General features: G+C 45.0%; 22 protein-coding genes and 1 tRNA gene. 13 read left to right on the top strand and 10 right to left on the bottom strand.

The genetic code is table 11. The features are described 5' to 3' along the window. Window positions 1–21: 21 nt before the first annotated feature. Complete coding sequence (locus tag KJ365_RS01220; RefSeq protein ID WP_250883967.1) at window positions 22–765, top strand: tryptophan 2,3-dioxygenase family protein; 744 nt, start codon at window positions 22–24, stop codon at window positions 763–765. Between the two features lie 29 nt (window positions 766–794). Further along, window positions 795–1,919 (top strand): aminotransferase class V-fold PLP-dependent enzyme, encoded by a 1,125-nt coding sequence (locus KJ365_RS01215; protein WP_214449789.1) that lies wholly within the window; start codon window positions 795–797, stop codon window positions 1,917–1,919. A gap of 42 nt (window positions 1,920–1,961) precedes the next feature. On the opposite strand, the gene KJ365_RS01210 is transcribed toward KJ365_RS01215, so the two are convergent. The 4 genes from KJ365_RS01210 to KJ365_RS01195 form a co-directional block, all read right to left on the bottom strand. Then, on the bottom strand, window positions 1,962–2,798 hold the full coding sequence (locus tag KJ365_RS01210) for a phytanoyl-CoA dioxygenase family protein (protein ID WP_214449788.1): 837 nt from the start codon (window positions 2,796–2,798) through the stop codon (window positions 1,962–1,964). Window positions 2,799–2,838: 40 nt separating this feature from the next. Then, complete coding sequence (locus KJ365_RS01205) at window positions 2,839–3,732, bottom strand: amidohydrolase family protein (protein ID WP_214449787.1); 894 nt, start codon at window positions 3,730–3,732, stop codon at window positions 2,839–2,841. Then, window positions 3,729–4,451 carry an SDR family NAD(P)-dependent oxidoreductase gene (locus KJ365_RS01200; protein WP_214449786.1) on the bottom strand — a complete coding sequence of 241 codons (723 nt, stop codon included), beginning with the start codon at window positions 4,449–4,451 and terminating at the stop codon, window positions 3,729–3,731. The genes KJ365_RS01205 and KJ365_RS01200 overlap by 4 nt, the downstream gene beginning before the upstream one ends. A gap of 170 nt (window positions 4,452–4,621) precedes the next feature. Further along, on the bottom strand, window positions 4,622–5,431 hold the full coding sequence (locus KJ365_RS01195; protein ID WP_214449785.1) for a ferredoxin--NADP reductase: 810 nt from the start codon (window positions 5,429–5,431) through the stop codon (window positions 4,622–4,624). A 366-nt stretch (window positions 5,432–5,797) separates the two neighbouring features. On the opposite strand from KJ365_RS01195, the gene KJ365_RS01190 reads away from it, so the two are divergent. The 6 genes from KJ365_RS01190 to KJ365_RS01165 are packed head-to-tail and all read left to right on the top strand — an operon-like array spanning window position 5,798 to window position 11,634. Further along, window positions 5,798–8,590 carry a monovalent cation/H+ antiporter subunit A gene (locus KJ365_RS01190; RefSeq protein ID WP_214449784.1) on the top strand — a complete coding sequence of 931 codons (2,793 nt, stop codon included), beginning with the start codon at window positions 5,798–5,800 and terminating at the stop codon, window positions 8,588–8,590. After that, window positions 8,590–8,955, top strand: a complete 366-nt coding sequence (locus KJ365_RS01185; protein ID WP_214449783.1) for a Na+/H+ antiporter subunit C — start codon at window positions 8,590–8,592, stop codon at window positions 8,953–8,955. Before KJ365_RS01190 ends, KJ365_RS01185 begins: the two co-directional genes overlap by 1 nt. Beyond that, the gene (locus KJ365_RS01180; protein WP_214449782.1) at window positions 8,952–10,478 is read left to right on the top strand and encodes a monovalent cation/H+ antiporter subunit D; all 1,527 of its coding nucleotides are present in this window, start codon (window positions 8,952–8,954) and stop codon (window positions 10,476–10,478) included. Before KJ365_RS01185 ends, KJ365_RS01180 begins: the two co-directional genes overlap by 4 nt. Further along, complete coding sequence (locus tag KJ365_RS01175) at window positions 10,475–10,978, top strand: Na+/H+ antiporter subunit E (protein ID WP_214449781.1); 504 nt, start codon at window positions 10,475–10,477, stop codon at window positions 10,976–10,978. Before KJ365_RS01180 ends, KJ365_RS01175 begins: the two co-directional genes overlap by 4 nt. Further along, window positions 10,972–11,241 carry a K+/H+ antiporter subunit F gene (locus KJ365_RS01170; RefSeq protein WP_214449780.1) on the top strand — a complete coding sequence of 90 codons (270 nt, stop codon included), beginning with the start codon at window positions 10,972–10,974 and terminating at the stop codon, window positions 11,239–11,241. Before KJ365_RS01175 ends, KJ365_RS01170 begins: the two co-directional genes overlap by 7 nt. A 9-nt stretch (window positions 11,242–11,250) precedes the next feature. After that, window positions 11,251–11,634 carry a Na+/H+ antiporter subunit G gene (locus KJ365_RS01165; RefSeq protein WP_214449779.1) on the top strand — a complete coding sequence of 128 codons (384 nt, stop codon included), beginning with the start codon at window positions 11,251–11,253 and terminating at the stop codon, window positions 11,632–11,634. A gap of 12 nt (window positions 11,635–11,646) precedes the next feature. Here KJ365_RS01165 and KJ365_RS01160 read toward each other — a convergent pair. Both KJ365_RS01160 and KJ365_RS01155 read right to left on the bottom strand, forming a co-directional pair. Next, a tRNA-Val gene (locus KJ365_RS01160) sits at window positions 11,647–11,723 on the bottom strand. 99 nt (window positions 11,724–11,822) lie between these two features. Further along, a complete protein-coding gene (locus tag KJ365_RS01155; RefSeq protein WP_214449778.1) occupies window positions 11,823–12,890 on the bottom strand; it encodes a patatin-like phospholipase family protein in 1,068 nt (355 codons plus the stop codon). A 204-nt stretch (window positions 12,891–13,094) separates the two neighbouring features. On the opposite strand from KJ365_RS01155, the gene KJ365_RS01150 reads away from it, so the two are divergent. The 5 genes from KJ365_RS01150 to KJ365_RS01130 are packed head-to-tail and all read left to right on the top strand — an operon-like array spanning window position 13,095 to window position 15,791. Next, window positions 13,095–13,478 (top strand): ACT domain-containing protein, encoded by a 384-nt coding sequence (locus KJ365_RS01150; protein ID WP_214449777.1) that lies wholly within the window; start codon window positions 13,095–13,097, stop codon window positions 13,476–13,478. A 10-nt stretch (window positions 13,479–13,488) separates the two neighbouring features. After that, complete coding sequence (locus KJ365_RS01145) at window positions 13,489–13,839, top strand: ArsC family reductase (protein ID WP_214449776.1); 351 nt, start codon at window positions 13,489–13,491, stop codon at window positions 13,837–13,839. Continuing rightward, window positions 13,829–14,959 carry a succinyl-diaminopimelate desuccinylase gene (gene dapE, locus KJ365_RS01140; RefSeq protein WP_214450091.1) on the top strand — a complete coding sequence of 377 codons (1,131 nt, stop codon included), beginning with the start codon at window positions 13,829–13,831 and terminating at the stop codon, window positions 14,957–14,959. Before KJ365_RS01145 ends, dapE begins: the two co-directional genes overlap by 11 nt. Next, window positions 14,956–15,636: a M15 family metallopeptidase gene (locus KJ365_RS01135; RefSeq protein WP_214449775.1), complete on the top strand. Its 681-nt coding sequence runs from the start codon at window positions 14,956–14,958 to the stop codon at window positions 15,634–15,636. The genes dapE and KJ365_RS01135 overlap by 4 nt, the downstream gene beginning before the upstream one ends. Next, window positions 15,633–15,791 carry a DUF2897 family protein gene (locus tag KJ365_RS01130; RefSeq protein ID WP_214449774.1) on the top strand — a complete coding sequence of 53 codons (159 nt, stop codon included), beginning with the start codon at window positions 15,633–15,635 and terminating at the stop codon, window positions 15,789–15,791. Before KJ365_RS01135 ends, KJ365_RS01130 begins: the two co-directional genes overlap by 4 nt. 1 nt (window position 15,792) lies before the next feature. Here the strand turns inward: KJ365_RS01130 and KJ365_RS01125 are convergent, their stop codons facing one another. The 4 genes from KJ365_RS01125 to KJ365_RS01110 are packed head-to-tail and all read right to left on the bottom strand — an operon-like array spanning window position 15,793 to window position 18,894. After that, window positions 15,793–16,113: a heavy metal-binding domain-containing protein gene (locus KJ365_RS01125; protein ID WP_214449773.1), complete on the bottom strand. Its 321-nt coding sequence runs from the start codon at window positions 16,111–16,113 to the stop codon at window positions 15,793–15,795. Then, window positions 16,110–16,547 (bottom strand): HIT domain-containing protein, encoded by a 438-nt coding sequence (locus tag KJ365_RS01120; RefSeq protein ID WP_214449772.1) that lies wholly within the window; start codon window positions 16,545–16,547, stop codon window positions 16,110–16,112. Before KJ365_RS01120 ends, KJ365_RS01125 begins: the two co-directional genes overlap by 4 nt. Further along, window positions 16,534–17,535, bottom strand: coding sequence for a succinylglutamate desuccinylase (gene astE / locus KJ365_RS01115; RefSeq protein WP_214449771.1), 1,002 nt, complete (start codon window positions 17,533–17,535; stop codon window positions 16,534–16,536). Before astE ends, KJ365_RS01120 begins: the two co-directional genes overlap by 14 nt. A gap of 42 nt (window positions 17,536–17,577) precedes the next feature. Continuing rightward, complete coding sequence (locus KJ365_RS01110; protein ID WP_214449770.1) at window positions 17,578–18,894, bottom strand: putative bifunctional diguanylate cyclase/phosphodiesterase; 1,317 nt, start codon at window positions 18,892–18,894, stop codon at window positions 17,578–17,580. Window positions 18,895–18,985: the final 91 nt, after the last annotated feature.

Raw genomic sequence — 18,985 nt, 5'->3', positions numbered from 1 at the left:
TGTTGCTAACGGAATTCTTAAATGTCGAAGAAACAAGCCTATTATAAAATGATTGAGTCACCTGAAATGCTCGACTATGGTGTGTATTTGCAGTGCGATAAGCTATTAAGCTGTCAAAAGCCGCTCAATGACTTAGCCACGAGTGACGAGCTACAGTTTCAAATTGTGCATCAAACTGAAGAGCTTTGGATGAAGCTTATGGCATTTACCTTAGCTGAAATCATGGATTACATGGCGCAAAAACAGAGTCATCGCGTGGTAACGCTGTTTAATCGTGTTCATCGTCTGCAACGCATGATGATAGAGCAACTAAGCGTGCTTGAAACCATGTCGCCAAAAGAGTATCAGCAAATACGTTTGCAACTAGGGAATGGCAGCGGGCAAGAGTCGCCAGGTTTTAGAACCTTATTAAAAATGCCAAAGGATTTATGGGATGGGTTTAATGAGCACTATTTGGACAACGGCAAAATTTCAATCTCGTCGATATATGATGAGGAATATTGTCATGATGACAAATATGCTATCGCCGAAGCGTTAATTGAATACGATGAGCTTTTTCAACTGTTTCGTTGGCGCCACCTATTCTTGATTCATCGCTCTATAGGCTTAGGCTCAGACTCACTCAAAGGTCGCCCTGTTGACCTGTTGCAATCAGGCGCGAGCAAACGCTTCTTCCCCGAATTGTGGGAAATTCGCAGTGAAATGACAAATCGTTGGGGTAGCGCGTATGGTAAAGTGCGACCTTCTATTAGCGGTAAATCTTGATAACACACTGAGTTGAGACTGATTACATCATGACGATAAGCACGCTTGCCCAACATTATCATCGCCCAGAGGGTATCTATGCCCTTTCCCACTCGGTGGGTCCGTTATGCAAAGACGCTGAGATAGCACTTAAAGCACATTATCTCAATCCTTGGCAACATTGCGCAGGAGATGCCTGGCCACAGTGGCTTTCTCAAATAGAGGCGTTTACTCAGGCATTGAGCGTTCTGTTAAACGTAAATCAAAGCGAGTTATGCCCCCAGCCTTCGGTATCGCTTGGATTTTCACAATGGTTAGCCGCTAGCGCAAAAAACCGTAAAGATGGTAAACGCCGCACCGTGATTATGCATGAAGAAGCATTTGCCTCTTTAGGCTTTGCTGTAAAGGGACTATGCGACACTTATTCCCTCACCCTAGAACTGGTGTCGTTTGCTCCAAATGATCTCGATGCATGGGAGCAAGCTTTACGCGAAAACTCGGTATTTGCTGCACTGATTACCCATGCGCACTCTAATACTGGTGTGCTTTCAAACGTAAAAGACATCAGCAAAATTGCACAGCGTAATAATGTGTTATGTGCCGTTGATATTGCGCAATCAGTGGGGATCATTCCCATTGATATACAAACATGGTCCGTCGATTGTGTCGTGGGCTCGTGCGTTAAGTGGCTAAGCGGCGGCCCTGGCGCGGGATTTTTGTATGTACCAAGCAATAAAGTTGAAGACCTCGCCCCAGATCACGTGGCGTGGTTTAGTCATGAAAATCCCTTTGAATTCGACATTCGCCACTTTAAAGCCGCGAACAATGCACTGAAGTTTTGGGGCGGCACACCCGACATTGCGCCGTTTTGCATGGCAGCGGCGGCAATAAATGTGCATCTAAGCGTTGGAACTCAAGTCATCAGAGCCCACAACGTATCGTTAATGCAGCGTTTTGTAGCGAACTACCAAGGCATAATTCCTTCTCACTACCAACAAGATGAGTTTACAGGATCACTTTGCTTACCACTGGAAAGCAATGCAAAATCGACTATCGAATCTGCTTTTCAGCAACATAAAATAAAACACGACTTTAGAAAGAACGTGGTGCGCTTATCGTTTGGAATAATCAATTCGTATAATGAGGTGGATAAGGTTTTAAGCGTGTTTGAATAAACGCTCGGTTATTGTTCTACTACCAACTTAAAAATGCCCTATTTACGTGCTCGGTGTGTTACCTATGTTTGCTGCTAAACGGAACCAAGACCTATGCTTTAGCTTCAACATCTCTTCTTCAGATGGCAAGACACGCTTATCTAGTGCTCCGGCTGTCAGCCGATGGTATTTACCTATACACAAATCTAGGGCTTTGCGTGATGCGTTTTGAGAATAATTACCTCGATGTATCATTTGCGCATTGAAAATCAATACGTCGCCTGTCGCCAGTGAAATGAGTTTACTATTAGGCAGAGGTTCATTGTCTGTGTGGCCATTTAATTGCAATCTTACATTGCGCTCAAGCTCGGTATCCCACCGCTTGTGCGAGCCGCCAATAAGTTCAACTCCGGTTTCATCGGTCAAAGGAATGCGCACATGTAGACTCAACATATTGTTTTGTTCTGCAGCGAGCTGCGCATCATCTAAGTCGCTGTATTGCATATCGCGATGCCAATATGGCAGACGCTCTGGGTTGGTAGGGTTAAAAAACAGTTGGGTGTTATGGAAGTAAAGGCCCTCTCCAAATAGGGTATCTAATACTCGGACTAATTTGTCACCGGCCAGTAGGTCAAAAAACGTAACGCGCTGAGAAACGCATTCTTCAAAATACTCAGGGAGTGTCAACGAATGCATATTTACCATTTTGTAGGTAAAAATATCCGCTTCGTTTTGTTGATACCAATCACTGTAGATACGCTCCACGTGCTTATCAATCGCAGCAATTTCGTTGGCACTCATCAGCTGTCGAAAAACCACATATCCATGCTGCATATAATGCGCTAATTGCTGTGCAAAGTGGTACTTGTCGATACGCCTTGCTTTACTAGATGCGCTCATGCTAAAGGTGTCCACAATGGCGTTTTATCACTATACACGTCTAACGCTCATTCAAACCATACACGTGCTTTGCGGTATCACTTGCCAGCTTTGTAAAATCAAAGTCTGACGCCGTTGAAATATCATAAAGCATCTGCCAATAATCGTTATATGACATCGCTAACCGTTGCAAAGGAAAGTTGCTGGCAAGCATGACGCGAGTGTTAAAGCATTCAAGTAAAAAGCGAAGGCATGTAGTGATGTGTTCACGCGTATAATTTGTTGAGAGCATTTCCCAACCTGAGCATTTAACATAGATGTTTGGTAGCTTGCCGAGCGTTTGCATCGCCATTTTCCACTGCTGCGTCTCTTCGGCCGCCTTAAAGGGCATAAATCCGGCATGGTTTAACACAAAGGTGGTGGAAGTCGATGCCTTGACGAGCGCGACGATGGCATCTAACTCATCTTGCAAGCACCGTTGATTGTGAAAAGAGAATTTGACTTGTAGCTCGAAGACCTTTTGGTAATGGTCCAACTGTATAAAATTCTGTTTAACCGTAGCATTGCCTAAAAGCGACAATATATCTTCATTGATAATATGTCTAAGCCCTACAGCCGTTTTGTAAGCCATTATCTTCGCTAAATGATCTGCAAATGCTTGCCCATTAAGCAAAAGGTTTATGCCGGCAATATTAAGCACCTCATCGCCATAGCACTGCTCAATGTAGGCAAGCTCATTCGCTGGATGAAGATTGTCAAACCCAGCCTCAATATGCACAACAGCCTCTAAGTAAAGCGGCGGTATTAGTTGCAAGTGCGCAAGGGAGGCATTGTTACTGAATAGAGCGCGCATATGTTCGGGCTCGTTACGAACCCACTGATAATCGCCGGCATTCAGGTCAATAAAATGCACGTGGGGGTCAACGATAGAAATGCGCCCATTGGCTATTTTCATTGTGCGCAATAACCACCGTCAATTAGCTGCAAAGAACCGGTGATAAAACTTGCTTCATCACTTATTAGGTATTGCACAAAAGACGCCACCTCGTCCGGCTGTCCAATTCGCCCTAAAGGTTGAGACGCAGCCTCTTGCTCATGCACCACACTTGCCTCTTCTCCTGATTCACGACAGTAACGTTCAATGGCATTGTGATAGAGCGGCGTATCGATCGTACCCGGACATAGCGCATTAGCGCGAATATTGTAGCTTGCATAATCGAGCGCGGTGGTTTTTGCCATGGAGGCTAAAGCATGCTTGCTAAGGTTGTACGCAAAGGAGTTTCGTTTACCAATGATGGCTTGGTCAGAAGCCACATAAACAATACTTCCCCCTGCCGTTTTTAAAAAAGGTAAGCAAGCTTGTGTGGCTGAAAAGGCGCCCTTTACGTTAAGGTTAAACAAGCCTAAAAAAGCGGCTTCATCCGTTTGCTCAATATTGGCTGATAAATGTTTGCCAGCGTTACATATCAGTGCGTCTATGCCATGCTCGTTGCCAATACTGTTGATTTTGCTAATCACAGCATCATGGTCGGTCATATCGCAGGGAATATATTGACCAAACGCGCTTTGCTGAACATCTAAATTAAAAACTACGTGCCCCTGATTAAGCAAACGCTTAACAATAGCAAGGCCAATACCCGAGCTGCCTCCAGTAATAATAATATGTTTGCTCATGCTTCCTCTTTATAAACGTTAGCCCTTTGTGGTAACCAATTTGACATGACGCAGACTGTCTAGCACCACTTAAACACCACCTTGTGGGTCAATGCTACTAAGTATGGCAGATAAATGCATATGGGGTAAGCTTTCAGGCCATGGGCAATCACTAGAAAAACGACCGAGTTTTACTTTTCGATAAACGCTTGCTCAATCACATACTCTCCTAAGCTTCGAGAATTAGCTTTAGAAAAGCCTCTTTCGTTGAGTATGTCCATCAAATCTTGGAGCATGTCGTTATTGCCACAAATCATAAAGCGGTCATCTTCGATGTTTATGTCGGGTAAACCAACGTCTTGACTCAATTGCCCTTGCGCTAGCAACTCGGTTATACGTGTATGATGGCTCTTATCATTCGCCGCTTCGCTAGCACTTTGATACTCAAACGCTTCTCTGGTGACCGTTGGGTAGTAAACAAGTTTATCGCGCACTTGGTCGCCAAAGTACTCATTATTGGGCAGGATCTTTTCTATTTCGTCTTTGTAGGCAAGCTCTGACACATATCTCACACTATGAACCAACACTACCTTTTCGTAGGCGTCATAAATAAAAGGGTCTTTAATAATGCTCATAAATGGCGCTAGGCCGGTGCCTGAGGCAAGCAAATAGAGATGTTTGCCGGGCTTTAAATAGCCAGGCACGAGGGTACCTGTTGCTTTAACTGTCAAGGTGAGTGCATCACCTGGCTGAATCTTTTGTAAACGCGACGTGAGCGCCCCGTCTGGCACTTTGATGCTGAAAAACTCTAGCTCTTCTTCATAGTTTGCACTTGCAATGCTGTAAGCTCTTAAAAGGGGTCGACCATCTACCTCTAGGCCAATCATCACAAACTGACCATTTTCGAAGGTAAAGCTGCTTGCTCTGGTCGTTTTAAAGCTGAATAAGGTGTCATTCCAGTGATGCACTTTTGTGACTGTTTCGGTGATGGTGTTACGCATTATTTGAGAGGCTCTATCAATAAAAGGACGAAATTGTGAGTTAAATACCCAGCTTCGCAGGATTTGGTTTTTTCAAAGTTATTACTCATCGAAAAATATTGATAATCATCCTAAAGAAAACAACCGCGTCAAAACGCAATTTGTGCACTATACTTTGCGCCAATTGTGTAAGCGAATGTTTACTGGATTGTTTTTTAAATCGGGCGATAAAGACATACAGGCTTGTAAAAATGATGTCTTTTTTTGTCACTCAAAATGATAAAAAGTGTAATAAATACTAGATCTTATGCGCCAATTCTTCGTAAATTAAGTATATAATTTAAGTGCTGAATATGCGTAAAATAAAAATCGGAGCACAGTAAAAGTATGAGCTTATTTTGGATAACAGCAATCTTGTTGATTGGTGTGTTAGTACCGGTAGTCACCGAAAGATTCGGACGTACCGTGAATACTCTGTTCACCATGCTGGCCCCCGCAATTGCCCTCGCTTACATTATATCGCTAGTACCCGCGGTGCTCGCCGGAGAGGTAATTGTTGAGTATCTAGAATGGATACCTTCTATGGGCTTAACCTTGTCAATGCACCTAGATGGGCTGGCGCTGATGTTTGCGTTACTGATTTTGGGCATAGGCTTATTGATTATTCTGTATGCACGATATTATTTATCTGCAAAGGAAGCCAGCGGTCGATTTTTTGCTTACCTCATCTTATTTATGACAGCAATGCTGTCAATTGTGTTATCAAACAATGTCTTACAAATGTGGATGGCGTGGGAAGTAACAAGCATTAGCTCCTTCTTGCTGATTAGTTTTTGGTCATCTAAGTCAGAATCGCGCAAAGGCGCACGCATGGCGCTTACAGTCACCGGCGCCGGTGGACTAGCCTTGCTCGCCGGTCTCTTACTGATTGCTGATATTGTTGGCAGCTACGAATTAAGCGTAATTCTAGCAAGCGGTGATTTAATTACTCAGCATGCACTTTATCCGGTAGCGCTTATTTTAGTCTTACTTGGCGCTTTTACAAAGTCAGCGCAGTTCCCATTCCATTTTTGGTTACCCCATGCAATGGCAGCGCCGACACCTGTCAGTGCATATCTGCATTCTGCAACCATGGTAAAAGCGGGTATTTTCTTACTTGCACGTATGTATCCTGTGTTGTCCGGCACCGAGATGTGGTTCTTGATTGTCAGTATGACAGGCTTAATCACACTTTTATTGGGCGCATATGTAGCATTATTCAAACATGACCTTAAAGGCTTACTTGCCTATTCAACCGTGAGTCATCTGGGTCTAATTACGCTGCTACTGGGTCTCGACACTAAACTTGCCGCCGTTGCTGCGTTGTTCCATATTATGAATCACGCAGTGTTCAAAGCGTCGCTGTTTATGGCTGCCGGCATTATTGACCATGAGTCAGGCACCCGTGACATGCGAAAGCTCAATGGCTTATGGCGCTTTATGCCATATACCGCCACGCTTGCTATGGTGGCTGCAGCATCTATGGCCGGTGTCCCGCTGTTTAATGGCTTCTTATCAAAAGAGATGTTCTTAGCTGAAACGATTCACTCATCAGCGCTCGGCTATGTGTCTTGGATCATTCCAGTCCTCGCTACCTTGGCCGGTATTTTTGCTGTAGCTTATTCTATGCGCTTTATTCACGACGTCTTCTTCAATGGCGACCCAATTGACCTGCCTAAAACGCCACATGAGCCGCCACGGTACATGAAAGTACCCATCGAGATATTGGTTGCGCTGTGTTTGTTAGTCGGCATTTTTCCCAACATTATGGTCGGTGATTTACTCGCCGCAGCGGCCAGCTCTGTCTTGGGTACCGAGGAATTACCATACTACAGTCTAGCTATTTGGCATGGTTTTAACCTACCGCTGCTGATGAGTGCCATAGCAATTAGCGGTGGCTTGATCGTTTATGCGTATCGCAACCACTTATATCGCTTCCAAGCGCAATTCAGAGAGGCCGACGAAAAGTTAATTTTTGAAGGCGTGGTGCAAACCGTTGTTGGTTGGGCGACCAAAGCCCATGACGGCTTAAGCAATGGCTCGTTGCAGCGCTATGTGAGCGCACTGTTGATATTTACTATTATCATTACAGCGGTACCTTTAATTAACTTGGCGACTGAAACAACATTCCGCCCAGACCAGGCTGTTAGCGGCATAGAGATTACCGCAGCCATTATTTTATGTCTCAGTGCCATTGCAACGGTGATTTATCATCGTAAACGGATGGTGGCGTTGATTACCTTGTCGGTAGTGGGTCTTATCGTATCCGTCGCCTTCGCGCGTTTTTCTGCGCCTGATCTTGCCTTAACCCAATTAGCAGTTGAAGTGGTTACGGTTATTTTGTTGATGCTTGCACTGTTTTTCTTACCACAAAAGACACCGGCTGAATCCTCGCCCTCTCGCGTGGTGAGAGATGTGGGCATTGCCGCTGCAATCGGTGGCATCGTCGCGACTATAAACTATGCGTTTATTACCCAGCCTGTAGACAGTATCGCTGAGTTCTTCCTAGCCAACAGTAAAACCGGTGGCGGTGGAACCAATGCGGTGAATGTTATCTTGGTCGATTTTAGGGGCTTAGACACCTTAGGCGAGATTCTAGTGCTCGGAGTCGCGGCACTTGGTATCTTCAAACTGTTGGCCCGAGTGCGCTTGGCTATCCCATCAGCAAATGAAAATGGTCTAGCTTGGTCACAAGATAGACACCCGCCCATTCTAGCGATGATTTCACAAAGCTTGCTTCCGCTCGCACTGCTAGTGTCTTTTTATATATTCCTGCGCGGGCACAACATGCCAGGGGGCGGGTTTATTGCAGGTTTGATTACCTCTGTTGCTTTGATTCAACAATACATCGCCCATGGCGTAGACTGGGTGAAACCCCGTATTAAAGTCGATTATCAGACCTTGATTGCGCTAGGCGTGCTCATCGCCACACTAACAGGCATTGGCAGTTGGTTCTTCGGCAGACCGTTCATGACAACCTGGTTTGACTATTTTGATATCCCATTTATTGGTGAAATTGAGCTAGCCAGTGCGCTGGTCTTCGATTTAGGCGTGTACTTGACAGTGGTAGGCGCAACCCTACTGATATTAGCGAACCTAGGTAAGCTTACCTCTGTTCATCGCCCTATTGCGGAGGAATAATGGAAACTTTATACGTAATTTGTGTAGGTGTAATGACGTTCTGCGGCGTATTTTTATGTTTGCGTGGACGCACATTCTCCGTAGTCGTAGGGCTAACCATGCTGTCTTATGCCGTTAACCTGTTTTTATTTTCAAGTGGACGATTAAGTCTTGATGGTGCCGCGATTCTTGGCATGGCCGAAGAATATGCTGATCCGCTTCCACAAGCCCTCACACTCACCGCTATTGTTATTGGCTTCGCCATGATTGCATTTGTGGTCATATTAGCGATTCGAGCACGCGCTGATTTGGGCAATGATTTTGTAGACGGTCGCGATCCCCCCGACTCCGATAAACTGGTTAAGCCTAATAGAGGGAAAGCATGATGATTCATTTGCCTATTCTTCCTATCTTAATCCCTATGATTGGAGGCTTGTTGTTATTGTTGCCTCCATTTGCAGGGCCTAGGCGATTTAAATCAAGACGTGCAGCCGCTATTGCCTTATGTGTTGCACAAGTTGTTTGCGCAATATACCTAGTCATGACTGTGCTCTCTGATGGCGGCATCATGTATGCTGTGGGTGATTGGCAGCCTCCCTTTGGCATCATTTTATATGCAGACCAAATTGCGGCAATGCTGATTTTGTTGACCAGCTTTTTGGGGCTGTGCGTAACACTATATGCCTGCGCCGGCACTGACGTGCAAGGCAAGTACTTCCACCCATTAATTCAATTTCAATTATTGGGCATTTACGGTGCCTTTTTAACTAATGACCTATTCAACCTGTTCGTTTTCTTTGAAGTCCTGTTGATTGCTTCGTATGCCCTATTGGTGCATGCAGGCGGCAAACAGCGCACAGCGGCAAGCGTTCACTATGTGATATTAAATCTCATTGGGTCTAGTTTATTTTTATTTGCGCTAGGCACGCTTTATGGCATTACCGGTACGCTCAATATTGCTGACATGGCGCTTAGAATCCCGCATTTGTCTGAAAGTAACCAACTGATTGCCCAAGCAGGTGGTTCGCTCTTGCTTATCGTATTTGGCTTAAAGTCAGCGATGTTGCCACTGCACTTCTGGCTACCAAAAACCTATGCAGCCGCAACCGCGCCTGTTGCCGCCCTTTTTGCAATCATGACAAAAGTGGGTGTGTACTGCATCTTCCGCGTCTATACGGTCATCTATGGCGAGCAAGCTGGCGGTTTAGCCAATATGATAGAGCCTTGGATTTGGCCACTGGCGATTGTGAGCATCGCTATTGGCACTATCGGCGCGCTAGCAAGCACGAATTTGCGGATGCTGGCAGGTAACCTTGTTATTGTATCGGTCGGTACCCTATTAATTGCTTTTGCACTTAGAACGCCAGAAGCGACTGCCGCCGGCATGCTATATCTTGTCCACAGTACCCTGATTACAGCTGCGCTCTTCTTAATCGCCGATATGCTTGGTCAACAACGCGGCCGCGCCTTAGACTTTTTTGTGGTAGCACGCAAAATAAAACAACACACTTTGTTGGGAATTATGTTTTTAATTGCCGCAATGACCGTTGCCGGTTTACCCCCGTTTTCTGGCTTTTTAGGTAAACTTGTTATACTACAATCAGCCACTGGCTCTGACCATGTCATATGGGTTTGGTCAATGATTCTGGTTTCGAGTCTGGTAACTATCGTTGCGCTTTCTCGCGCCGGAACAAGCTTGTTTTGGCGTTATGCCAGCACAAACGATGCATCAGATGAAAACAATGTTTCAAAATGGCAGCTCAGCGGCGCGCTGTTGTTATTAATTGCTTCGCCGGCAATTGCTTTATTTGGTAACACTATCGTCGAGTATACCAATAGCGCCGCTCAGCAACTGCACGATATCCCTTACCTTATTGAAGCGATGAACCTAGAGGGAGGTACACAATGAGTACTCTATCGTCTCGTTTATTCCCAATGCCTTTCCATAGTGCATTGCTGTTAGTCGTGTGGCTGATGTTAAACAACACCCTAAGCCTTGGCCACATCATTTTAGGCTGCGTATTGGGCTTTTTAATACCTTTGTTATGCGAGCCTTTAAGGGTCAAGCAAGCGACTATCAAAAAGCCGCTTAAGGCCGTCAGCTATGTATTTGTCGTGTTAAAAGACATTATTGTCGCGAATATAGAGGTCGCGCTATTGGTCGTTGGCCCCATGCATAAAATTCAGCCTGGCTTTATTGCTGTCCCACTGGATCTCACGGGTACATTGCCTATTACCGTACTTGCAAGCACGGTGACCATGACACCGGGCACAGTGAGTGCAGATATATCGACAGATCAAAAGTGGCTTTACATACATGTTTTAAACATGCCCAAAGACGAGCAGGAAGTGATTGATTTGATTAAACAGCGCTATGAAGCACGTGTAAAGGAGATATTCGGATGTTAGAAACGACTGTCATCATTGTAGCGGTAATGCTGTGTATTGCGCTGGTACTGAATCTGTGGCGCTTAATTATTGGTCCGCACGTTGTCGACCGCATACTAGCGCTAGATACCATGTATATAAATAGCATTGCACTGATTCTGATATACGGAATATACAATAAAACCCCCTTGTATTTTGAAGCAGCATTGCTGATTGCCATGCTTGGTTTTGTAAGCAGCGTTGCCTTTGGTAAATACCTGCTTCGCGGCGACATCATTGAATAGGAGCGTGATATGAGCTTTATAATGGAATTGGTAATATCTGCCCTGCTGATTTTAGGCGGTATCTTTGTACTGGTAGGGTCAATTGGTCTATTGCGTCTGCAAGATTTATATGTGCGCTTACATGCCCCTACCAAAGCGACAACGCTAGGTCTTGGCGGTGTATTGATTGGCTCTATGCTATATGTATTTGCTTCTCAAGGCACTATCAGCATTAATGAGTTGCTGATCACCTTGTTTTTGGTCATTACGGCGCCGGTAACCGCGCATATTCTTGCCAAAGTAGCTATGCATCACCGTGTTAAACTCCTAGAACGCACAAAAAACCAAGCGCTGATTGAGCGCGCACGTATGCAACAAGCGCCAAATGCGTCAGCAGAAGACATAAAAGATTAGTCAAACAAAGAGTGGTGCGCCTACCCTGACTCGAACAGGGGACCTCTACCATGTCAAGGTAGCGCTCTAACCAACTGAGCTATAGGCGCAAAAATCTGCATATCGTTTAAACCCTGCGAAAGGACTTGTTAGACAGCGGCGCGTATAATATCCATGGCAGTCGCTTAACGCAAGTGGTTTTTAACGGTTTAGCGGCGCAACTGTATCGGCTGTACAAATTTTGATGGGTTTGGGCTATTGGTCCACTCTAAAAACTCATCCCCTAGCCTATGCGACTCGCTCATCACTTTATGCCAGTAAGCGATTCTCTCCTGTGCCCCCATCGTTTCAAAGTCTTTTCTATCGGGAATTTTTGAATAGGGTAAGGCATTTACAAACTCATCACTTGGCACCACCATCACGACATTGTCGTAGCTTGATGGATGGCATTGACGTGCCTTTAGCGCCTTATCGAACCATCCAGGAATGGGGGTCTTTGCAAAATGGGGATATAACACTAAGCCCGGTGTGTTGATCTGCATATCAAAGTGATAATCCACAATGCCGCCGTCTCGATACATACCCTGCCCAGCGCCGGGAATATCTGGCACACCTTGAATCACCATAGGAATCGAACCACTGGCCATTAACGCCATATGCAAGTTATCGGGGCGTAGCTTTACGTGCTTGGTTTTGATAGGGACTTGCTCGTTAAAAGACAGCAACTCGTCGGTGTTAGAAAAGATGACTCGGGTAAAGCTTTTTTGTAATTTTGCGCGACCAATCGCGTTACGCGTAGCGGCTAAACCAAGCGCTGCGCCTTGCTGCCAGCGAATTTCTTTTGCCGCAAGGCCGTGACTTTTAGCCACCACAATGTGCAGGCGTCTTTTGCTGTGATTAAGGACTTCTTGCACGCCATCTTGACCAATCATATTGTCTAGTAGAGCAATACCCTTTTGGGTGATTTCTTGTACAGTGGGTTTTTCAGAATATACCGTATTGCTGTACCTATCTGCCAAACGCTCTATCGCTGCGGTGGTGTCATGGTGGGCGAAACATGCGCTGCGAAATGCACCAATCGATGAGCCAATCACGTCTAAAGGCTGAGTAGATTTATCTAGGAACTCACTGAATATCACTTTATCTAAACCATATAATACAAACCATTTAGGTCCACCTGATGCGCCTAACATGGCGCTGAACATTTGTGGTGTAACACCTTGCTCTTGTATGGATCGCATGGCTTTAGGGCCTGCGTAAATCCTCAGTGACTGCATTGCACATCCTTTTTAATTTGATTATCCGTATTTGCGTTATCAATGTGAAATAATTATTGTGTATTATGCACAATAAGCTCACTTGTGTGTATTATGAGCGTAATCTTTTTGCTATAGTTTTCATTACCTTAATCAGTAATACCTGTGTACTGCACATACTTATCCACAGAAACAGTGGATAAGCTAATCTTAAGGAAACGTCGCGTGCCCAAACAAACTCTACAAGTGTTAGCTGACACTTTCGCAATCCATAGCTTAGAGCCAGAAAATAGTATTCCTCAAGCAGTGCTCACTTGCGATGTCTACTTCATTGGCAAAACCCATGATGAATTATCGCTCGTAGTGCCGCAAAGTCTAGATATTGAGGCACCTGAAAGTGACCGTGACTGGCGAGTATTAGAGGTGCTAGGCCCACTAAATCTGAGCATGGTGGGTATTATGGCAGAGATTGGGGGGGTACTCGCAAAGGCAAAAATCAGTATATTTGTGGTATCCACCTTCGAAACCGACTACTTCATGGTCAAACAAGAAAAGCTTCAAGGCGCAATCTCCGCGCTTATTAAAGCCGGTTATAAAATAATTGAATGAGAGCAACACAATGATAACGATGTACGGCATCAGTAACTGCGACACCATCAAAAAAGCTAAAAAATGGTTAGAGCAACATCAAATTGAATATCAGTTTCACGATTACAAAAAATCGTCCGTAGACGCCGCCTTTCTCGAGGATATGATCAAACAACACGGCGTAGATACGGTGGTCAATAAACGTGGCACAACCTTTCGCAAACTGACCGATGAACAAAAGGAAAGTATGACGCAAGACAGCGCAGTGCCTCTGCTAATAGACAACCCCTCAATGATTAAGCGTCCAATCCTTGTACACCAAGGCGGCTCACATATCGGCTTTAAAGCCGATGATTACGCGGAGATATTTAATCTTGCATGACGTCATTGCGCTCACCAAAAATTTAGTACGCCGCCCTTCTGTCACCCCAAAAGACGAAGGTTGTCAGCATGTAATGCAAGGCATATTGGGGGAACTTGGCTTTATTGGCGAGACGATGGTATTTGAAGATACCACTAATTTATGGTCGCGTCGCGGCACTGACGGCCCTGTGTTTTGCTTCGCTGGGCATACTGATGTTGTGCCAACTGGACCTGTGGATAAATGGACGCATCCCCCGTTTGAGTGCGTAGAACAAAATGGTTTTTTGTATGGCCGCGGAACGGCAGACATGAAAGGCAGTTTGGCTGCCATGCTGGTGGCAACCGAACGTTTTGTACAAGACTTTCCGGATCACAAAGGCTCTATCGCTTATTTAATTACTAGTGATGAAGAAGGCCCCTTCATTAATGGCACTACACGCGTCATTGACACGCTTGAAGCACGACAAGAGAAAATTGATTACTGTATTGTAGGCGAGCCTTCTAGCACTAAAGTTACCGGTGACATTATCAAGAATGGTCGCCGAGGGTCTCTGACGGGCGAACTCACTATTAAAGGCAAGCAAGGTCATGTGGCCTATCCTCATCTAGTTCACAACCCCATACATGCGTTTGCCAAAGCGCTCGATGAACTAGCACACACCAAATGGGATAATGGCAACGCGTTTTTTCCACCAACCAGTTTTCAGGTATCGAATCTCAATGCTGGCACAGGTGCAACCAATGTGGTGCCAGGCGAGCTACATGCAAATTTTAATTTTAGATTTTCAACTGAAGTCACCCACACACAACTACAAGCGCGGGTGATTGCTATTTTAGATAAACACGGGTTAGATTTTGATCTCAACTGGATTGTGAACGGGCAAGCCTTTATCACTGAATCTGGCACCTTAGTAGATGCTTGCGTCAATGCAATCGAACAATACATGGGCTTCTCAACGGAACTATCGACAGCCGGTGGCACCTCAGACGGTCGTTTTATCGCTCCTACCGGTGCACAAGTAGTAGAGCTTGGGCCCGAAAATAGTACCATTCATCAAATCAACGAGTGTGTCAGTGCAGAAAATTTGAAGCATCTCGTAGAAGTGTATTACCGCGTTCTAAAAGGCGTTTTGACATGATCAGCAGCCTGCAAATCATGGGGATTGATTCTTCACACATTGTCGCGGTAAATGAACATCATAGCCTCCACGGCGAGGTAAAGGACGCATTTTGCCAAATGCAGGCCGATGCGGCTATCGAAGGTCTAGACTTACAGATTTGTAGTAGCTTTCGCAGTTTTGATAAACAGCTTTCGATTTGGAATAGGAAATGGCGAGGTGAGCTTGCCCTATACACCATTGATGGGGAAATCCTCGATGCAAATACCTTAGCTGATGAAGAGAAAATACACGCTATTTTAACGTGGTCAGCCCTGCCAGGTGCCAGTCGGCATCATTGGGGTACAGACTTTGACTTTTATGACAAACGCAATGTCGAGAAGCTAGGTCATGTATTTGAGCTTATTCCTCAAGAATATGAAAATGAGGGGCCTTGCGCTGAGCTCGCGCGCTGGGTGCATACACATTGTGACTCGTATGGCTTTTACCTGCCCTATCATCATTACACTGGCGGCGTGGCCCGCGAGCCTTGGCACCTTAGCCATAGGGCGATAGCGCAGCAAATCCAATCCCACTTTAGCGCAGATACCCTTGCCGAGCAGCTTGCAAAAAGTGAGATGCTTGGTAAACAAAGCGTGCTATCTTGCTTACCAGAGTTAATTAGGCGTTATACCTATAACGAAGGAGTCAAAGCATGAGCACAATGTGGATCATTATTATTATAGCGCTGGTATTTGGCGTAATTGTTGGGAATATCATGTTGCTTAAATACACAACGCGCTTTGATATTCCCAAAGACTTTAAAAAACGCCCCGACTCAGACTATGATAAAGAAGACGAAGATAAATGGTAGCTTAACCGATTTTTACAGCCGTTCCGCTGATGCTTACCATCAACATGCTGCCGTTTTGACCCACTACTTCATAATCTAAATCTACCCCGACAACGGCATCTGCACCGAGCATGTGTGCTTCTCTTTCGATTTCTTCAAATGCAATTTGTCGCGCTTTGGTAAGCTCCGCCTCATATGCGCCAGAACGGCCCCCTACAATGTCTCTGATGGACGCAAACAAATCTTTAAACACATTTGCTCCCATAATCGCCTCGCCAATGACCACACCGCAATATTGCGTAATAGCCTTACCTTCGATTGAATTTGTAGTAGTAATGATCATAAGCCTTTCCTTGTTTCTAAAATATGTTGATTAATATGCTCAATACGCTTTTCTAGCACTTCCTCATTGTATACACCTGCAGGACTATGTCCCCAAACGGGTGCTGGCCATGCCAAATCAGAGGTATACCTTGCGATGTGATGCACATGCAGTTGCGGTACAACGTTACCTAAACTCGCAATGTTTAGCTTATCAGGCTCAAAACAATTTTCTATAGCCGTCGCCAAGATTTGGCTTTCTTTTGTAAGCAGTTGTTGCTGCTTATGTGACATATGATGAAGCTCTTTGAGATTACTAAGCTCAGGAATTAACAACAACCACGGATAATTTGCGTCTAAACTAAGGCGCACTTGGCATAATGCGAGGCGGCAAACAAAAACACTGTCTGCCTCTAAGCACGGGTGCAGCACAAAACCGTGATCAGGTGAGCTCATATGGCACCACCGTCAACATTGCGCGCTGGCCGATGGCAACGTTTGCATTGGGAAACACAATCGCCTCAGCGTCCTGTAGAGCCCTGTACTCCTTGCCAGACTCAGTGGCGAGCAAGTCGCCTTTCTTAAAATCGCTGAAATTTGCCAAATCGTCTGCAAAGTGCAGCGTAAAGTCGTTGTGATGCTTGTTGATCACCTGATTAACCGTAAACAGCTCTAAAGGGCATTGCGCATAAGGCGTAAGCTCGAGTTCAGTTTGGGTAATCAAGTTTTGTAACATTTGTTTTGCGGCCGCGAATTTTTGCATGTCATTTTCGCCGAATGGGCGCACCTGACCAAGCTCTACCGTAAAAGAGTCTGCCTGATGAAAGCGCGACGAATAGTAGCTAAAGGTTGTGGTGACCGATTGTGACAACAATACTGTGTTTACACCGCAGTCAGACATAAATTGTAACTGATGCTTTTTATGAGGCTTGCCATGCAAAAAAGGATAGACCGCAAATTTCTCGTTTTTTGACGCGCGAATAGCGGTATGCAGGTCATAATGAATACGCTCACCCTGCACTCCTTCATAAAAACGGGCCATTTCCAACATGATCGCTTTAGCCCTATCTATCTCGAGGCCTTCGCCTTGTAGCTCTGGCGTAAACAAGCGGTTTAGATTGTCTTCAATGAAGCGAGTTTGTTGTGCAATCGCAGGTAAGTTGCCTAAGATAAACATCACGCGATGGACAACTTTTAAAGCGCCTGAACCTATGCCATGTATTAGCTCATTGCAAATTTCAATGGGCGCAGTTTCATTGCCATGCACGCCACTAGAATACACGACATGCTTTGGGTGCTCTGACACATTGGTGGGGGTAAATATGACCACACCAAAGATGGGCATCTCCACTTGAGTGTGCTGGTCAATGATAAATGTTTGAGGTGACCAGTCACATTGATGGTCTAAGCTGTATTGAAGAAAGTTTTGTAACGAAGCTTGCACGCAATATCCTTAAATTTTGCAGTGCAGGTATAATAGCAATCCCTAGCCGGTATTTCGAGAGCTAGGCTCTAACAGCTTCACAAATTCGCGACTGTTCATCAAGGATATAAATTCACTGTAGGGCACCGCTTGAGAAAAGAAAAAGCCTTGCCCTTTGGTTATGCCCATATTGCGCAGCAAGTTAAGTTGCTCCATATTCTCGATGCCTTCGGCATAGGTCTCACAACCTTTAGCATCGCAGATGATTTTTGTAGCTTGCACAATCGCGCTATTAACCGGTGAGTCACTAAGTTCAAGCACAAAGGCCTTATCAATCTTTATGGCCGAGAGCTCTAAGTCTCGAATAAAGCTGAGGTTGGAATATCCTTTACCAAAATCGTCCATAGAAATGGCAATACCCATTTTACGCATTTCATCTAACTGCCGCTTCACCAACAGAGAATTGGTCAATGCAACATCTTCAGTAAGCTCTATTTCAATCATCGATGCTTGTACATCATATTTCTGCACCAAGGTGCGCACAGTAGTCAATAACTGAGGATCGTATAGCTGAGTAGGAGAAAGATTAACAGACACAGGAACGTCAAAACCTTCGGCACTCATACTCGCCATCGCCGAGAATGCGCTTTCAAGGGTCCAGTATCCTAATTCGTTCATCATATTGTATGATTCAGCGGCTTTTAGAAGTGTGCTAGGAAACACCACACCGTCTAGAGGGTGATTCCAACGTAATAAACACTCTCCACCAATAATTTCGAAGGTATTAAGGTCTACTTTTGGTTGAAAATATAGTTCCAACTCGTTGTTATTTAACGCTCTCGTTAAATCTGCTTTTAAGGCTAAGCCCTTCCCCGTCACTTGTTGGCTATCATCGGATAAAAGCGTGAAATTTACATGGCGATTTGACTTAGACTTTTTCAGCGCGGCTTCCGCAAGTGATATCACTGTGTTCGCGTCAGTATCGGAAGACTTGCGAATAGCGGCCCCCACATTAAAGTCTGCGATGAAGGCTGTATTTTTAACCATCAGTGGTGCTTTAAAATGAGAAATTAAGCGTGCATTTTTATCGCGCAGGTCGTTTGCGGTGGTAGCATTGGTATAAACAATGCCAAAGATATCACCGCTTAAGCGCCCTATGGCCGCGGCATCTGGAAATATTTTACAAATATGATTGGCTATTTTTAAAAGCACCTCATCGCCTGACTTATGATCAAAAGCAGCAGACACATCTGAAAAACGCATCACGTCCATTAGCATTAAGCTAAAACGCTTCTCGTTTCTGGAGATCTCCTCTACGATTTCAATAAAATGATACCGATTTGGGATCTGATTTAAATGCAGATGCTGTTCTAATGTCATAAAGTCGATAAGAGCCCTAAAACTACCATGTTGACCAAACTCGTTATTGTTTGATCAAACTGTTCGCTACTTTATGTATCGTTGCATTAGC

Source organism: Glaciecola sp. XM2 (assembly GCF_018595715.1).
In the GTDB taxonomy this organism is placed as follows: domain Bacteria; phylum Pseudomonadota; class Gammaproteobacteria; order Enterobacterales; family Alteromonadaceae; genus Glaciecola.
The sequence above is the reverse complement of the archived record's forward strand: the minus strand, read 5'-3'. Positions and strand labels throughout refer to the sequence as shown.